This is a genomic window from Pelagibacterium halotolerans, from assembly GCF_044811015.1.
In the GTDB taxonomy this organism is placed as follows: Bacteria; Pseudomonadota; Alphaproteobacteria; order Rhizobiales; family Devosiaceae; genus Pelagibacterium; species Pelagibacterium halotolerans_A.
In genome coordinates, this window is the sequence record NZ_CP085243.1 from 255665 (window position 1) to 270762 (window position 15098).

A 15098-nucleotide genomic window follows, 5' to 3' on the forward strand; every position below is an offset into this window, starting at 1 on the left:
CGGGGCAGGGAAGAGAGACGAAAGAGAGACTTAAATGGCTAAAGTAAGCGCCGTCGAGAAGAACAAGCGCCGCGCCAAGCTCGCCAAGCAGTACGCCAACAAGCGTGCGGCTTTGAAGGCCAAGGCCAAGGACGAGACGCTGTCGTTCGAAGAGCGTTTTGCTGCGCAGCTCAAGCTCGCCGAACTGCCGCGCAACGCGTCGCCCGTGCGAGTGCGCAACCGCTGCGAAGTATCGGGCCGTCCGCGTGGGTATTACCGCAAGCTCAAGCTCAGCCGCGTTGCGCTGCGTGAGCTCGGGAACATGGGTAAGATCCCCGGCCTGGTCAAGTCGAGCTGGTAAGGAAGAAAGAACATGACACTTATCGATCCGCTTGGCGATATGCTGACCCGCATCCGCAATGCGCAGATGCGCCGTCGCGACGTTGTGCGCACTCCGGCTTCCAAGCTGCGGGCCCACGTCCTGGACGTCCTCAAGTCCGAGGGCTTCATTCGCGGCTATACCGAAGAGACCAGCGCTAACGGTTTGCCTGAGTTCAGCATCGAGCTGAAGTACTCGGAAAACCAGCCGGTCATCCGTGAGCTGCAGAGGGTGTCCAAACCCGGTCGCCGGGTTTACGCATCCGTCAAGAATATTCCCGTTGTCGGCAATGGTCTGGGTGTTTCGATCCTCAGCACTCCCAAGGGCGTGCTGGCCGATCATCAAGCGCGGGCTGAAAATGTTGGCGGTGAGGTGCTCTGCCGCGTCTTCTAAAGACGGCAGGGCGGCACCACACAGCAAAGAGAAGACGAAAAGGCGAAGAAAATGTCGCGTATTGGCAAAAAGCCGATTGCTCCGGTCAGCGGCGTGACGGTCACGGTGGATGGCCAGACGGTCAGCGCCAAGGGCCCGAAGGGCGAGCTGAGCGTCGAGCTCATCGATTGGGTCAAGCCCGAAATGTCCGATGACGGCGTTGTGGTGACGCCCTATGACGATAGCCGCGAGGCCCGGTCGGCCTGGGGGATGTCGCGCACTATGGTGCAAAACATCGTCGATGGCGTGTCCAAGGGCTTCGAGCGCAAGCTCGTGATCAATGGCGTGGGTTATCGTGCTCAGATGCAGGGTTCGGATCTCAAGCTCTCACTCGGGTTTTCCCATGAAGTGATCTTCAAGGCGCCCGATGGCATTCAGCTTGCTGCGCCGACCCAGACGGAAATCGTTGTTTCGGGCATCGACAAACAGCAGGTCGGCCAGGTCGCGGCCAATATCCGCGAGTTCCGGCCACCGGAGCCCTATAAGGGTAAGGGTGTTCGTTATGAGGACGAGCACATTTACCGCAAGGAAGGCAAGAAGAAGTAAGGATTGGTCACAATGGCTAAGATTTCGGGTGTCGACCGCCGCAAGGCGCGGGTCCGCAAGGCCATCAAGGCGCGTGCCAATGGCCGTCCGCGTCTTTCGGTCTTCCGGTCGGAGAAGAACATTTACGCGCAGATCATCGACGATGCGGCCGGGCGCACGCTGGCGTCCGCCTCTTCGCTCGAGAAGGATCTCAAGATCGATAATGGCGCCAACCAGGCCGCTGCCGCTCAGGTCGGCAAGGTCTTGGCCGAGCGCGCCACCAAGGCCGGTGTGGGCGAAGTCGTTTTCGACCGCGGCGGCTATATTTTCCATGGCCGGGTGAAAGCTCTGGCCGATGCCGCCCGCGAGGGCGGGTTGCGCTTCTAAGAAGCCAACTTGAACGCAAAACATAAGAGCTGGTTGAGACGATGAGAGACATTCAAGAGCGCGACAGCGAGTTTGTAGATCGCCTGGTGCATATCAATCGCGTCGCCAAAGTGGTGAAGGGCGGCCGGCGGTTCGGTTTTGCCGCGCTCGTGGTCGTTGGCGATCAGAAGGGCCGCGTCGGTTTCGGTCACGGCAAGGCGCGTGAAGTGCCTGAAGCCATCCGCAAAGCGACCGAACAGGCCAAGCGTCAGATGATCCGCGTGCCGCTACGTGAAGCCCGTACGCTGCATCACGACGTTACCGGCCGTCACGGCGCGGGTAAGGTGATCCTGCGTGCGGCTCCGGCCGGTACCGGTATCATTGCCGGTGGTCCGATGCGCGCCGTTTTCGAAACGTTGGGCATCAACGACATCGTCGCCAAGTCGCAGGGTTCGCAGAATCCTTACAACATGGTGCGGGCGACTTTCGAAGCGCTCAAGAATGTCGACAGCCCGCGCTCGGTCGCTGCGCGCCGGGGTCTCAAGGTTTCCGAACTGCAGGCTCGCCGCGGCGAAGCTGCCGTCGAAGCCTAAGCTGGCGTGAGGACGGAGAAGAACAATGGCTAAGAAGACGCTCATCGTCGAGCAGATCGGCAGCCCGATCCGCCGCAAGGAAGATCAGCGCGCGACGCTTGTGGGGTTGGGGCTCAACAAGATGCATCGCCGCCGGGAACTCGAAGATACTCCTTCGGTCCGTGGCATGATCGCGAAAGTTGCCCACCTCGTCCGCGTCGTGGACGAGCAGTAAGAGGGATTTGCAATCATGAAACTCAACGAGATTGCCGATAAGCCCGGTGCAAACAAGGCGCGTGTCCGCGTTGGCCGTGGTATCGGTTCGGGCCTCGGCAAAACCGGCGGCCGTGGCGTCAAGGGGCAGAAGTCCCGTTCGGGCGTTGCGATCAACGGCTTCGAAGGCGGGCAAATGCCGCTCCATATGCGGATGCCCAAGCGCGGCTTCAACAACGCGTTCGCCAAGAAGTGGAATGCTGTGCGTCTTGACCGGATCCAGGCCTATATCGACAGCGGCAAGCTCGACGCCAAGGGTGTCGTGGATGCCGAAGCGCTGGTTAAGGCCGGTGTGATCCGTCGCGCCAAGGATGGCGTGCGGTTGATCAACGGAAACACCGAATTCTCCGCCAAGAAGGTGACCTTTAAAGTCGCGCACGCATCGGCCGGCGCCATCGCCGCGATCGAAGCCGCCGGCGGCAAGGTCGAGGTGGTCGGCAAGGCCGCCCAGGGCGAATAATTCGTAGCGACCAAGGAGCGCGCTCTCGAGATTCCCGTTTCAATGGGATTGCACGGGGGCGCGCTCTGACTATATCAGAGCATTGTCTTTTCTTTGGGGCCGATCATGGCCCTTTGATTTGCTCTTTTTTGGAGTAGGGGAGCCGTCATGGCGTCTGCAGCCGAGCAACTGGCCCGCAATATGAGCTTTTCGACGTTCTCGAAAGCCAAGGACCTGCAAAAGCGAATCCTTTTCACCCTGGGCGCTCTGCTCGTTTACCGCCTCGGCACCTATATCCCGATCCCCGGCATCGACCCCGATGCGTTCGCCGCCACCTTCCAACAGGCTCAGGGCGGCATTTTTGGCTTGTTCAACATGTTCGCCGGTGGCGCCGTGGAGCGGCTGGCCATCTTTGCGCTGAACCTCATTCCCTATATTACGGCCTCGATCGTGGTGCAGGTGCTCTCGACGGCATCGCCCAAACTCGAACAGCTCAAGAAGGAAGGCGAGAGCGGGCGTCGCAAGCTCAACCAATACACGCGGTATCTCACTGTCGTCTTCTGCGCCGTTCAGGCCTACGGCATTGCCATTGGGCTTGAGGCGAGCGAGGGCGTGGTTGCGGATCCAGGCTGGTTCTTCCGCATTTCGACGATCATCACGCTCGTGGGCGGCACCATGTTCCTTATGTGGCTTGGCGAGCAGGTGACTTCGCGCGGCGTCGGTAACGGCATTTCGCTGATCATTTTCGCCGGTATTGTTGCGTCCCTGCCGACCACCATCGCACAGACGCTCGAATTGAGCCGGACCGGTGCGCTGCCGACTATCGCGGTTGTCGGCATTCTTCTCGCCGGGATCGCGGTGATTGCCATCATCGTCTTTTTCGAACGCGCCCAGCGGCGGCTTCTGATCCAGTATCCGAAGCGTCAGGTGGGCAACAAGATGTATCAGGGCGACACTTCGCACCTGCCGCTGAAGCTCAATACGGCTGGTGTCATTCCGGTGATCTTCTCGTCCTCGCTGCTTCTTCTGCCCGCGACGATCGCGACATTTACCGCGCAGGCCGACGCGCCGCAGTGGCTGCAGGTGATCTCGGCGGTGCTCGGGCGCGGCCAGCCGCTCTATCTCGGGCTGTTCGCCGCGATGATCATCTTCTTCTCGTTCTTTTATACCTCGATCGTCTTCAACCCGACCGAGACCGCCGATAACCTCAAGCGGTCTGGCGGGTTCATTCCCGGCATCCGGCCCGGTGAGCGGACGGCGCAGCATATCGACTATGTGCTGACACGCATCACGGTCGTCGGCGCGCTCTATCTCACTTTCGTTGCCCTTCTTCCGGAAATTTTCCTGAGCCAGCTCAATATTTCCGCGTTCCTCGGGGGCACTTCGCTGCTCATCATGGTGACGGTGACGCTCGATACGGTCAGCCAGATCCAGAGCCACCTCATTGCGCAGCAGTACGAAGGTATGATCAAGAAATCTCGCTTGGGAGGACGTCGTAGATGAGGCTTGTACTGTTGGGGCCCCCGGGTGCGGGGAAGGGGACGCAGGCGCAGATCCTCGTCGAAACATATGACATTCCGCAGCTTTCAACGGGCGACATGCTGCGGGCGGCGATCAAGGCCGAAACGCCTCTGGGACTTGAGGCTAAGGCGATTGTGGACCGGGGTGACCTTGTGTCCGACACGATCGTATCGGGTATCATTTCTGAGCGCATGGACGAACCGGATTGCGCGAATGGCTTCATTCTCGACGGCTTTCCGCGCACCATCGCGCAAGCAGAGTCGCTGGACGATATGCTCGATGCCAAAGGCCTAAAGCTTGATGCCGTCGTTGAGATCAAGGCCGATCCCGAGATTCTGATCGAGCGCATTATCAACCGGGCCAGGGAAACCGGCGGTGCGCGGGCGGATGACAATGAGGACGTGTTGCGCAAGCGGCTCGTGGTTTACAACGAACAAACCGCGCCGCTGGTCAGCTTTTATGCCAAACAGGGCCTGTTGCGCTCGGTCGACGGCATGAAGCCGATCGATGAAGTGACCGCCTCGATAAAGGCGGCGATCGAATAGTTGAATTGGGGCTTGACTCGGAGTTGACTTTCTTCCGTCGAGCCCTTAGAACCGCGCCCAGTCTCAGGAATTCTCGAGGGCTGGATTCGGTTCCTTCCACTGGTGAGGGGGATCGGATGCCGGTCCCTTGTTGTTGAACGAAGTGGGGCGGTAAGCCCTCAGGTTAGATTAGGAGATCCGGCGTGGCTCGTATTGCTGGCGTCAATATCCCGACGAACAAGCGCGTTGTTATCGCGCTTCAGTACATTCACGGGATTGGGCCAAAGATGGCCTCTGAAATCTGCGAAAAAGTCAGCATTCCGGCGGAACGCCGCGTCAATGATCTGACTGACGCCGAAGTAATCCAGATCCGTGAAACCATTGACCGCGATTATGTGGTCGAGGGTGATTTGCGGCGGAACACGGCCATGAACATCAAGCGTTTGATGGATCTTGGCAATTATCGCGGATTGCGGCATCGCCGCGGTCTGCCGGTGCGCGGTCAGCGTACCCACACGAATGCCCGTACCCGCAAGGGTCCGGCCAAGCCGATCGCCGGCAAGAAGAAATAAGCCTCCGGACCCCCGGAGTCTTCGGTGGAGCTGCCCGTACCGGAAGCCGGTCAGGGCAGCGTTGAGATCGAATAGAGGAAGTAAATGGCAAGAACTGACACCACCCGCGTTCGCCGTCGCGAGCGCAAGAATATCAGTGCTGGCGTTGCACATGTAAACGCCTCGTTCAACAACACGATGGTTACCATCACCGACGTTCAGGGAAATACGATTTCCTGGTCGTCTGCGGGTACGATGGGCTTCAAGGGTTCGCGTAAGTCGACCCCTTATGCCGCCCAGATGGCTGCCGAAGACGCTGCCCGCAAGGCGCAGGAACACGGCATGAAGACCCTCGAAGTCGAGGTTCGTGGGCCGGGTTCAGGGCGTGAGTCCGCTCTGCGTGCTCTTCAGGCCGCTGGTTTTACCGTCACTTCGATCCGGGACGTTACATCCATCCCTCACAACGGATGCCGGCCGCGCAAGCGGCGTCGCGTCTGATGTGACCGGGCCCTCGCTTTTGAAGAAGCGGGGGTTCGTTTCGGTTTGCGGCATGGCGGCCGGGGCAGGGCCGCACTTTTGAAAGGATGTTCAACGTGATGATCCAGAAAAACTGGCAAGAACTCATCAAGCCGACCAAGCTGGACGTTATTCCGGGCAGCGATGCCGCGCGCGTAGCTTCCGTGGTCGCCGAGCCGCTTGAACGCGGCTATGGCTTGACCCTGGGCAATACGCTGCGCCGCGTTCTGCTGTCTTCGCTGCAGGGCGCGGCGATCACCGCGATCCAGATCGACGGTGTGCTGCACGAATTCTCGTCGATCCCGGGCGTGCGTGAAGACGTGACGGACCTTGTCCTCAACGTCAAGGAAATTGCCGTCAAGATGGCTGATGAGGGTCCGAAGCGTCTGACGCTTTCCAAGCAGGGCCCCGGCGCCGTGACCGCCGGCGATATCAAGACGACCGGCGATATTGAAATCCTGAATCCCGAGCTGGTTATTTGCCATCTCGATGACGGTGCCGAGATCAATATCGAATTCACGGTCAATACCGGCAAGGGTTATGTACCTGCCGACCGCAATCGCCCCGAAGATGCGCCGATTGGCTATATCGCAGTCGATGCGCTGTTTTCTCCGGTCAAGCGCGTCAGCTACAAGGTCGAAAAGACCCGCGAGGGCCAGAATCTCGACTTCGACAAGCTAACCGTTCAGATCGAGACCAACGGTTCGGTGACCCCGGAAGATGCGCTCGCTTTTGCAGCCCGCATCGTTCAGGACCAGCTTTCGGTCTTCGTCAATTTCGAAGAGCCAACCAAAGAGAAGACCGAAGAATCCACCCCCGAGCTTGCCTTCAACCCGGCGCTGCTCAAGAAGGTGGACGAACTCGAGCTTTCGGTGCGTTCGGCCAACTGCCTCAAGAACGACAATATCGTGTACATCGGCGATCTCATTCAGAAGACGGAAGCGGAGATGCTTCGCACGCCGAACTTCGGGCGCAAGTCGTTGAATGAGATCAAGGAAGTCTTGGCCCAGATGGGGCTCCATCTCGGGATGGATGTCGCCAACTGGCCGCCTGAAAACATTGAAGACCTCGCCAAGCGTTACGAAGATCATTACTGATCTTCCGCTCGGATCAGATACTAGGAGAGTACCATGCGTCACGGTAAATCCGGCCGCAAACTGAACCGGACCTCTTCGCATCGCAAGGCGATGTTCAAGAACATGTCCGCGGCCCTTATCAAGCACGAACAGATCGTCACGACCCTTCCCAAGGCGAAGGATCTGCGTCCGATCGTTGAAAAGCTCATCACGCTGGGTAAGCGCGGCGACCTGCATGCGCGCCGTCAGGCGGCCGCCCAGATCGGTGACGAAGCGATGGCCAAGAAGCTCTTTGAGGTTCTTGGTCCGCGCTACAAGGACCGCAACGGCGGTTATACCCGCGTCCTCAAAGCTGGCTTCCGCCACGGCGACAATGCGCCGATGGCCGTGATCGAGTTCGTAGACCGCGACGTCAGTGCACGCGGCCAGGATTCGGGCCCGACCGCCGAGCAGGGCGGCGAGGAGAGCGAAGCGGCGTAAGCCTGCACGTTCGATCCAGATTATTGGAAAGGCCCGGATTGCTCCGGGCCTTTTTTGTTCGGGGATCAGACGAGGATGTCGTCCACGCGATAGAGATCGCGGCGGTCGAAGCCATTGAACGGGGTTAACGAGGCCTGGGTATAGGCGCCCATCAGACCAAACTCGATGTAATCGTCCTCGGTGATGGATTCTGGCAGAACGAATTTCTGGGGCATCATGTCCCAGCTGTCGCAGGTCGGGCCGAAGATGGTGAAGGTCCAGCTCTCGCCGGTGAGGATGCGGTCGCCGCGCCAAACCCTGAGCGGGGGCATGAATTCGAGGATCATAGCCTCCATGAGCGAGCCGTAGACGCCATCGTTGAGATAGACCGATTGCTCGCCGCGCTGGTGTTTGACACGCAGGAGCAGGGAGGTTGAGGCCGTGACGAGGCCACGGCCGGGTTCGGCGATCAACTGGGGTACACTCGAGCCGAAGGTATCTGCCACAGCGGTTTTGATCGTTTCGAAGTAAACCTCGAGCGGGGGCGCTGAGCTCGACGGGTAGGTGGCCGGGAAGCCTCCGCCGACATTGAGCCGCTTGAGCTCAATCCCCGCTTGCTGAGCGATTCGGCCGGCGGCGGCGATGTGGCGTTCATAGGCGTAGGCTTCTTCACACTGGCTGCCGACATGGAAACACAGCGAGGTGGAATATCCCATTGCCTTGGCGAGTGTGCAGATGGCGACCGCACCTTCTTCCATGACGCCGAACTTGGTGCCGAAGTCGTAGGACTTGAGCGCCTTGCCCGCCTTGAACCGGATGGTGACCTCGACATCTTCACTGGGCGGGATCACCGCGGCGAGCTGGTCGAGTTGGGCGACATGGTCGATGGTGAAGGAGCGCACGCCGTGGTCTTCATAGGCGCGCTGAATCTCGCGGCGCGATTTGATCGGGTTGTTGTAGTGAAGGGCGGCGCCGGGCGCTGTTTCCTCGATCATTGCCATTTCGCGGTTCGAGGCGACGTCGAAGGCCTTGAGCCCCTCGCGATGCATGATCTCAAGAATGTGGCGGGAAGGATTAGCCTTCACCGCGTAGGTCAGGAGGCCGTCGAAATTGGACTGAAACGTTTTGATCGTGTTGACCAGAATGCGTTCGGAGAACAGGAAGGCCGGATAATCCGGTTCCTCAGCTGTGATCAATTCGGCGGTAGTGGCGTAGGCGCGCTGAGCGGCGATGTCCATTCACGGGACCCTCATGAGAGAAGTTGAAAGCGCGGGCTTATAGGGCGCATTGCGCCCCTTCGCAATGACCATTTTTCATTAGGGGAGCTTGATGACGATTCTGTGCTCGTGCATGTCCCAATCCCGTCAAATCGTGGATGCAGATGCAAAGGTTTGCAGGTTCATTTTATGGAGGCAAGGTTATGTCCCGCGTAGCTGTTTTTCTGATCGCGCTTCTTGTTTCGGTAGCACCGGCACAAGCGCAGATCGCGCGCGAGGTTCCGCAGTCTCAAGCAGAGGTTAGGCTGAGCTATGCACCGGTCGTTGAGACCGTGGCGCCAGCGGTCGTCAACGTCTTTGCCACCAAGGTCACCGAACAGCGTCTGAGCTTCGGCGATCCGTTTTTCGAGCGGTTTTTCGGAGGGGCTCCGTTTTTCCGGCAGCGCCCGCAGGCTTCGCAATCGCTGGGGTCGGGGGTTATCGTTGCCGAAGACGGCTTGATCCTTACCAACAACCATGTGGTCGAAGGCGCGACCGATATTCGTGTCGTGACTGTCGAGGGCCGCGAGTATCCGGTGGACCTGGTGCTAGCCGATGCGGCGACCGACCTCGCTGTGCTCAAGGTCCGCAATGCCGACCGGACGTTCCCAATCGTTGAGTTTGCCAATTCCGACGCGTTAGCGGTCGGTGATCTCGTCTTGGCGATCGGCAATCCGTTCGGTGTCGGCCAGTCGGTCTCCAGCGGCATCGTTTCGGCGCTGGCGCGTACGGGGATGGGCATTACGGATTATCAATTTTTTATCCAGACCGATGCAGCGATCAATCCGGGCAATTCCGGTGGCGCGCTTGTCGATATGACCGGTAGGCTTGTGGGCATCAACACCGCGATCTTCACAAGGTCTGGTGGCTCGCAGGGGATTGGGTTCGCGATTCCGTCCAATATGGCTGCCGTGATCAGGGACGCGGCGGCGCGCGGGGGCGAAATTGTCCGCCCCTGGCTGGGCGCGCAATTGCAGGCGCTCGACAGCGCACTTGCCGATAGCCTGGGGATTGACGTGCCGCGCGGTGCGCTCGTGACCGAAGTCGCGCCGGAAAGCCCGGCGGGCCAAGCAGGCCTTATGTCCGGCGACGTTGTTACGGCGATTGATGGATTTCCTGTACAGGACCCCGAAAGTTTGGATTACCGCGTTGCGACGCACCCGGTTGGGATGGAAGCCGAATTCACCATATTTCGCGATGGCCAGGAAATGCGCGTACCGATTACTTTAAACGCTCCGTCAGAGGGCGAGGAGCGGCAGGTCACGATTTCGGGCAATACGCGCTTTGCGGGTACGAAGGCGGTCGAACTTACACCGTACCGGGCGCAGTCGATGGGGTTGAGCTTTTCGGCGGAGGGCGTGGTTATCGTCGATGTCGAGCCGGGCAGTCCGGCGCACCGTCTGGGCCTGAGGCCCGATGATATCGTGTTGGCGCTGAATGGGATCGAAATCCGTGATATTGAGATCTTCGAATCCCTGGCCAGCCAGCGCCCGCAAAGCTGGCATATTATATTGCAGCGGGACGGACAGGTGATCCGTTCCTTCGTGAGTGGCTGATGACTGACCTTTTTCCAGATGATATCCCGTCGTCCCGGCCCGAGGAGATCGACGGCGAGCGTCCACTTGCCGACAAGCTGCGGCCCAAATCGCTCGATGAGGTGATCGGGCAGACGCATATCCTGGGCGAGGACGGCACCCTGCGCCGGATGCTTGCGTCCGGCCGGTTGGGTTCGCTCATCCTCTGGGGGCCACCGGGAACCGGAAAGACGACGGTCGCACGGCTCCTCGCCGATGCGGCGGGATATCGGTTCGAGCAGATTTCGGCGATTTTTTCCGGAGTCGCGGACCTTAAGAAGGTTTTCGAGACCGCGCGGACGGCGCGGCGGGCGGGGCAGCGTACGCTGTTGTTCGTCGACGAAATCCATCGGTTCAACCGGGCGCAGCAGGACAGCTTTCTGCCCGTGATGGAGGATGGGACGGTCGTCCTCGTTGGCGCGACGACGGAGAACCCGAGCTTCGAATTGAATGCGGCGCTGATGTCGCGCGCGCAGGTGCTGCGTTTCGAGAGCCTCAACCGCGACGATCTATTCGCGCTGATCGAACGGGCGGAGGCCGAGATGGAGCGGCCCCTCCCGGTCGACGAGACGGCCCGGGAAACGCTGATGTCGCTGGCCGATGGGGACGGGCGGGCGCTTTTGGGGTTGGTCGAGGAAATTTATGCCGCAACGGGCTCCGATGATATTCTCGACCATGAGGGGCTGACGAAACTCGTGCAGCGCCGGGCTCCGATTTACGACAAATCGCAGGACGGGCACTACAACCTGATTTCGGCACTGCACAAGACCGTGCGGGGATCGGATCCGGACGCGGCGCTTTACTATTTCGCGCGCATGATCGACGCGGGCGAGGATCCGATGTATCTGGCGCGGCGGTTGATCCGCATGGCATCTGAGGATATCGGCATGGCCGACCCGCAGGCGCTCCCATTGGCGGTCGCGGCCAAGGATGCCTATCACATGCTCGGTTCGCCCGAGGGGGAGTTGGCACTCGCCGAGGTGGTCGTTTATCTCGCAACGGCGCCGAAATCGAACGCCATCGAGGTCGCGTACAACACGGCTCTGGCGCTCGCCAAACAAACCGGCTCGCCCACACCGCCGATGACCATTCTGAATGCGCCCACCAAGATGATGAAGTCGCAAGGGTATGGCGAGGGCTATATATACGATCACGACACGCCGGAGGGCTTTTCGGGGCAGGAATATTTCCCCGAAAAGATAGGGCGGCAGAATTTTTACCAGCCAGTCGAGCGGGGGTTCGAGCGGGAAATCCGCAAGCGGATGGATTACTTCTCCAAGCTGCGCGCAACCAAACGCGAGAGCGGAAAATCCTGAACGGTTTATGTGACGCGGCGTGTGTTTCGCGCTAGAAGGGCGCCATCAGGCGCGCATGGCACTAAAGGAATACCTATGAGCGGCGTACAATTGCGCGAAGTGGCGCGCGACGAAGATGGCATGCGGCTGGACCGATGGTTTTCGGTTCATTTTTCGGGGCTCGGCTTTGGCCGGCTGCAGAAGCTCTTGCGTAGCGGACAGGTGCGGGTCGATAGCGGGCGGGTGCAGACCAGTACGCGGCTTTCGGCGGGGCAGATCGTGCGCGTGCCGCCGCTGGGTGATCTCGACATGCCCAAGCCCAAGGGGTCTAAGATCAATCCCAAGGACGCGGAATTCCTGCGCAGCCTGATCCTTTATGAGGATGATGAGGTTTACGTTTTCAACAAGCCACACGGGCTTGCCGTGCAGGGCGGGTCCGGGACCAAGCGGCATATCGATGGGATGCTGCGGAGCCTGCCCAACAAGAAGGGCGAGGCGCCACGACTTGTCCATCGGCTGGACCGCGATACGTCCGGCTGCCTGCTGGTCGCCAAGACGCGGGCGGCGGCGAGCCATTTCGGGAGCGTTTTTCGCTCGCGGTCGGCACGGAAGATTTATTGGGCGGTTGTTGTGGGGGCGCCGACGCCGCGGCAGGGGCGGATTTCGTGCTTTCTCGCCAAGCAGGCGACGCGAGACGGCGAGCAGATGATCGTGGTTGAGAACGGGACCGAAGGTGCGCAGCATTCGACGAGCTATTATTCTGTGACCGATAGCGCAGCGAACCGGTTTTCCTGGGTGACGCTCAAACCGGTGACCGGGCGGACGCACCAGTTGCGCGTGCACATGATGGAGTTGGGGACGCCGATCCTCGACGATCCGCGCTATTTCAACCTCGAGAACTGGAACTGGGAGCGGCCCGAGGATCTGGGGGAGGGGCTGCATCTACATGCGCGGCGGCTGTCGCTTCCCTTACGCAGCGGCAAGCGGCTCGATGTGACGGCGCCGTTGCCCGAGCATATGAAAAAGACCTTTGATCTCTTGGGCTTCGATGCCGAGCGGTACGATGCGCAGAGTGCCGATCCGGAGGACGCGTGATGAGTGAACCACGGCTCATCATGTTCGATATGGATGGGACTTTGATCGATTCCGGGTCGATCATCGCCGAGCATATGGCGTCGACGTTCCTCTCGCATGGGCTTGAGGCGCCTACACGGGAAATGAGCAATTCCGTCATAGGGTTATCGCTCGAAGTTGCGATGATGAATCTGGCCAAATGCGATGCCGAGACCGGTGCGGCGATGGCGGAGACGTATCGCGGGCATTACCGGGCGATGCTGGCGGAAGGCGAGCGGCACGAGCCGCTTTATGCCGGGGCCATGGAGGCTGTTTTGCGGCTCAAGGCGCACGAGGCGTCGCTCTTGGGGATCGCGACAGGTAAGGGATTATATGGGGTTAGCCGGATTTTAGCGCTGCACGGGATGACGGATCATTTCGTCACGCTGCAGACGCCGGACCATAATCCGTCCAAGCCGCATCCGGGAATGATCCTGCGTGCGTGCGAGGAAACGGGCATTCATCCCGGGCGAACGGTGATGATTGGCGATACGACCTTCGATATCGGGCTCGGGCGTGCGGCGGGGGCGAAAACGATCGGTGTGACTTGGGGTTACCACCACCGGGTTGCGCTGGAGGAGGCTGGCGCCGATATGATCGTTACGAATTACGATGACCTCAATGAAACAATCGATGAAGTGCTTGGCTGATGCGCGAATTTCTCGAAGACGCACTTGAACATCGCGATGACGGGTATGGCCGTGCGCAGAAGCACCTGCGGCGGGAGTTACCCAAGCGGTTCTACAAGGACGTCGGCGTCGCTCCAGTGGAGGGCGGCTATGCGGTTACGCTCGACGGGCGGCAGACGCGGACGCCGACCAAGGTTCCGGTCGTGGTGCCGCATCTCGAACTCGCGCAGAGGATGGCGAGCGAGTGGCACGGGCAGGGGGATTTCATTGATCCGGATTTGATGCCGCATGTGCGGCTGATCAATTCAGGCATTGAGGGCGGGGAGGCGGCACGGGATCCGCTTGTGGCCGAAGTTGTCAAATTCTGCGGCAGCGACCTGCTCTTTTATCGCGCGGATAGCCCGCGTGAACTGGTGGCTCGGCAGGAAGAGATTTGGGACGATGCGCTGGTGCGGGTTGCCAGGTATTTTTCGGTCACCTTCGAGCCGACTGTCGGAATCCTGCACAAGGAGCAGGCACCTGAAACGATCGATCGGCTTCGAAATGCGATTGCCGAGGTGGACCATCTGACGGCGACAGCGCTTGTGTCGGTTACCGGGATCATGGGATCCGGTGTGCTGGCGATTGCGCTCTATGAGGGGCTCGTCGACCCGGAAGAGGCGTGGATTGCCGCGCATGTGGATGAGGACTACCAGATATCGAACTGGGGCGAAGACTACGAGGCGTCCGAGCGGCGGAAGAAGCGGCGGATAGAGTTCGATGCCGGGGTCAATGTGATCAGGTGGCTCAAGGCTTAGTCTGCCCCCTCTCCACCAGCCACTGCGCCACGTCCGGCGCGATCTCGCGGACCGGGACGAGGACGAAATCGCGTTCGTGGGCATAGGGGTGGGGGATCGTCAGCGTCTCGGTTTCGAGCTCGAGGTGGTTGTAGGCGATCAGGTCGATATCGATCAGGCGCGGGCCCCATTTTTCGACGCGGATGCGGCCCAGGGATTCCTCGATGGTGAGACACGCTTCGAGCAGCGCTTCCGGGGTGAGGCTGGTTTCTATGGACACCGCCGCGTTGTGGAAGTCGTTCTGATCGGTTTTGCCCCAGGGTGGGGTAACGATCACCGTCGAGGCCTTTACGAGCTTGATGGCTGGGTGCGCCGCGATGGCGGTGATGGCGTCGGTGATCTGGCGGGTGGGGTCTCCGATATTGGCGCCCAGCGCCAGAATGGCTTGTGCCATCAGATATCGCTCCGTCGACGGAGGATCTCGATCGCCGCCTCTCCGGCAACGATGGGCAGCGGCGCTTCGGGCTTGCGGACGCGGATGCGGACCCATTCGATCCGCTTGAAGGTTCCAAACAGCCGTACGATCACGTGATAGCCAAGGGCTTCGATGAGCTTGAAACGCTTTTCGCGAAAGGCCGTTTCCACAAGATCGTAGATGTCGGCGTATGAAACCGTGGCGTCGACCTCGTCGGTCCGCCCTGCCTCGGTCATGTCGAAACCGATCTCGAGATCGACACGGAAGCGTTGGCCGAGCTTGCTCTCCTCGGGCATAATCCCGTGATAGCCGTAGAATGCCAGTCCGGCGAGAACGATGCGGTCCCGATCCGCGAAAGAATCTGTCAT

General features: G+C 60.2%; 21 protein-coding genes. 18 read left to right on the plus strand and 3 right to left on the minus strand.

What is annotated here, in order from left to right; all coding sequences use genetic code 11:
- Positions 1–34: 34 nt before the first annotated feature.
- The 13 genes from rpsN (at position 35) to rplQ (ending at position 7633) form a co-directional block, all read left to right on the plus strand.
- Entirely contained in the window at positions 35–340 is a 306-nt protein-coding gene (gene rpsN, locus LG281_RS01325; RefSeq protein WP_404403609.1) for a 30S ribosomal protein S14, read from the plus strand.
- Between the two features lie 12 nt (positions 341–352).
- Entirely contained in the window at positions 353–751 is a 399-nt protein-coding gene (gene rpsH, locus LG281_RS01330; protein ID WP_404403611.1) for a 30S ribosomal protein S8, read from the plus strand.
- A 51-nt stretch (positions 752–802) separates the two neighbouring features.
- Positions 803–1336 (plus strand): 50S ribosomal protein L6, encoded by a 534-nt coding sequence (gene rplF, locus LG281_RS01335; RefSeq protein WP_404403613.1) that lies wholly within the window; start codon positions 803–805, stop codon positions 1334–1336.
- Positions 1337–1348: 12 nt separating this feature from the next.
- Positions 1349–1702, plus strand: a complete 354-nt coding sequence (gene rplR / locus LG281_RS01340) for a 50S ribosomal protein L18 (protein ID WP_404403615.1) — start codon at positions 1349–1351, stop codon at positions 1700–1702.
- 41 nt (positions 1703–1743) lie between these two features.
- A complete protein-coding gene (gene rpsE, locus LG281_RS01345) occupies positions 1744–2274 on the plus strand; it encodes a 30S ribosomal protein S5 (protein ID WP_231805620.1) in 531 nt (176 codons plus the stop codon).
- A gap of 25 nt (positions 2275–2299) precedes the next feature.
- Positions 2300–2488, plus strand: a complete 189-nt coding sequence (gene rpmD / locus LG281_RS01350; protein ID WP_231805618.1) for a 50S ribosomal protein L30 — start codon at positions 2300–2302, stop codon at positions 2486–2488.
- A gap of 15 nt (positions 2489–2503) precedes the next feature.
- The gene (rplO, locus tag LG281_RS01355; protein WP_231805616.1) at positions 2504–2986 is read left to right on the plus strand and encodes a 50S ribosomal protein L15; all 483 of its coding nucleotides are present in this window, start codon (positions 2504–2506) and stop codon (positions 2984–2986) included.
- Positions 2987–3133: 147 nt separating this feature from the next.
- Entirely contained in the window at positions 3134–4468 is a 1335-nt protein-coding gene (secY, locus tag LG281_RS01360; protein WP_404403618.1) for a preprotein translocase subunit SecY, read from the plus strand.
- Complete coding sequence (locus LG281_RS01365; RefSeq protein ID WP_404403620.1) at positions 4465–5031, plus strand: adenylate kinase; 567 nt, start codon at positions 4465–4467, stop codon at positions 5029–5031. The genes secY and LG281_RS01365 overlap by 4 nt, the downstream gene beginning before the upstream one ends.
- Before the next feature lie 182 nt (positions 5032–5213).
- A complete protein-coding gene (rpsM, locus tag LG281_RS01370; protein WP_231805610.1) occupies positions 5214–5582 on the plus strand; it encodes a 30S ribosomal protein S13 in 369 nt (122 codons plus the stop codon).
- Positions 5583–5666: 84 nt separating this feature from the next.
- Entirely contained in the window at positions 5667–6059 is a 393-nt protein-coding gene (gene rpsK / locus LG281_RS01375) for a 30S ribosomal protein S11 (RefSeq protein WP_231805608.1), read from the plus strand.
- Between the two features lie 86 nt (positions 6060–6145).
- Positions 6146–7174 carry a DNA-directed RNA polymerase subunit alpha gene (locus LG281_RS01380; protein WP_404403623.1) on the plus strand — a complete coding sequence of 343 codons (1029 nt, stop codon included), beginning with the start codon at positions 6146–6148 and terminating at the stop codon, positions 7172–7174.
- A 33-nt stretch (positions 7175–7207) separates the two neighbouring features.
- A complete protein-coding gene (gene rplQ / locus LG281_RS01385) occupies positions 7208–7633 on the plus strand; it encodes a 50S ribosomal protein L17 (protein ID WP_404403625.1) in 426 nt (141 codons plus the stop codon).
- 65 nt (positions 7634–7698) lie between these two features.
- Here rplQ and LG281_RS01390 read toward each other — a convergent pair whose 3' ends face one another.
- A complete protein-coding gene (locus tag LG281_RS01390; protein ID WP_404403627.1) occupies positions 7699–8850 on the minus strand; it encodes a hypothetical protein in 1152 nt (383 codons plus the stop codon).
- A gap of 182 nt (positions 8851–9032) precedes the next feature.
- On the opposite strand from LG281_RS01390, the gene LG281_RS01395 reads away from it, so the two are divergent.
- From LG281_RS01395 to LG281_RS01415, 5 genes are all read left to right on the plus strand, one after another.
- Positions 9033–10424, plus strand: coding sequence for a Do family serine endopeptidase (locus LG281_RS01395; protein ID WP_404403629.1), 1392 nt, complete (start codon positions 9033–9035; stop codon positions 10422–10424).
- Positions 10421–11758, plus strand: a complete 1338-nt coding sequence (locus LG281_RS01400; RefSeq protein ID WP_404406578.1) for a replication-associated recombination protein A — start codon at positions 10421–10423, stop codon at positions 11756–11758. Before LG281_RS01395 ends, LG281_RS01400 begins: the two co-directional genes overlap by 4 nt.
- Before the next feature lie 75 nt (positions 11759–11833).
- Positions 11834–12832 carry an RluA family pseudouridine synthase gene (locus LG281_RS01405; protein ID WP_404403631.1) on the plus strand — a complete coding sequence of 333 codons (999 nt, stop codon included), beginning with the start codon at positions 11834–11836 and terminating at the stop codon, positions 12830–12832.
- Positions 12832–13500: an HAD-IA family hydrolase gene (locus tag LG281_RS01410; RefSeq protein ID WP_404403633.1), complete on the plus strand. Its 669-nt coding sequence runs from the start codon at positions 12832–12834 to the stop codon at positions 13498–13500. The genes LG281_RS01405 and LG281_RS01410 overlap by 1 nt, the downstream gene beginning before the upstream one ends.
- Positions 13500–14276, plus strand: coding sequence for an ATP12 family chaperone protein (locus tag LG281_RS01415; protein WP_404403635.1), 777 nt, complete (start codon positions 13500–13502; stop codon positions 14274–14276). The genes LG281_RS01410 and LG281_RS01415 overlap by 1 nt, the downstream gene beginning before the upstream one ends.
- Here the strand turns inward: LG281_RS01415 and folK are convergent.
- Complete coding sequence (gene folK, locus LG281_RS01420) at positions 14266–14709, minus strand: 2-amino-4-hydroxy-6-hydroxymethyldihydropteridine diphosphokinase (RefSeq protein ID WP_404403637.1); 444 nt, start codon at positions 14707–14709, stop codon at positions 14266–14268. The two genes, LG281_RS01415 and folK, sit on opposite strands and share 11 nt — an antisense overlap.
- Complete coding sequence (gene folB / locus LG281_RS01425) at positions 14709–15098, minus strand: dihydroneopterin aldolase (protein ID WP_404403639.1); 390 nt, start codon at positions 15096–15098, stop codon at positions 14709–14711. The genes folK and folB overlap by 1 nt, the downstream gene beginning before the upstream one ends.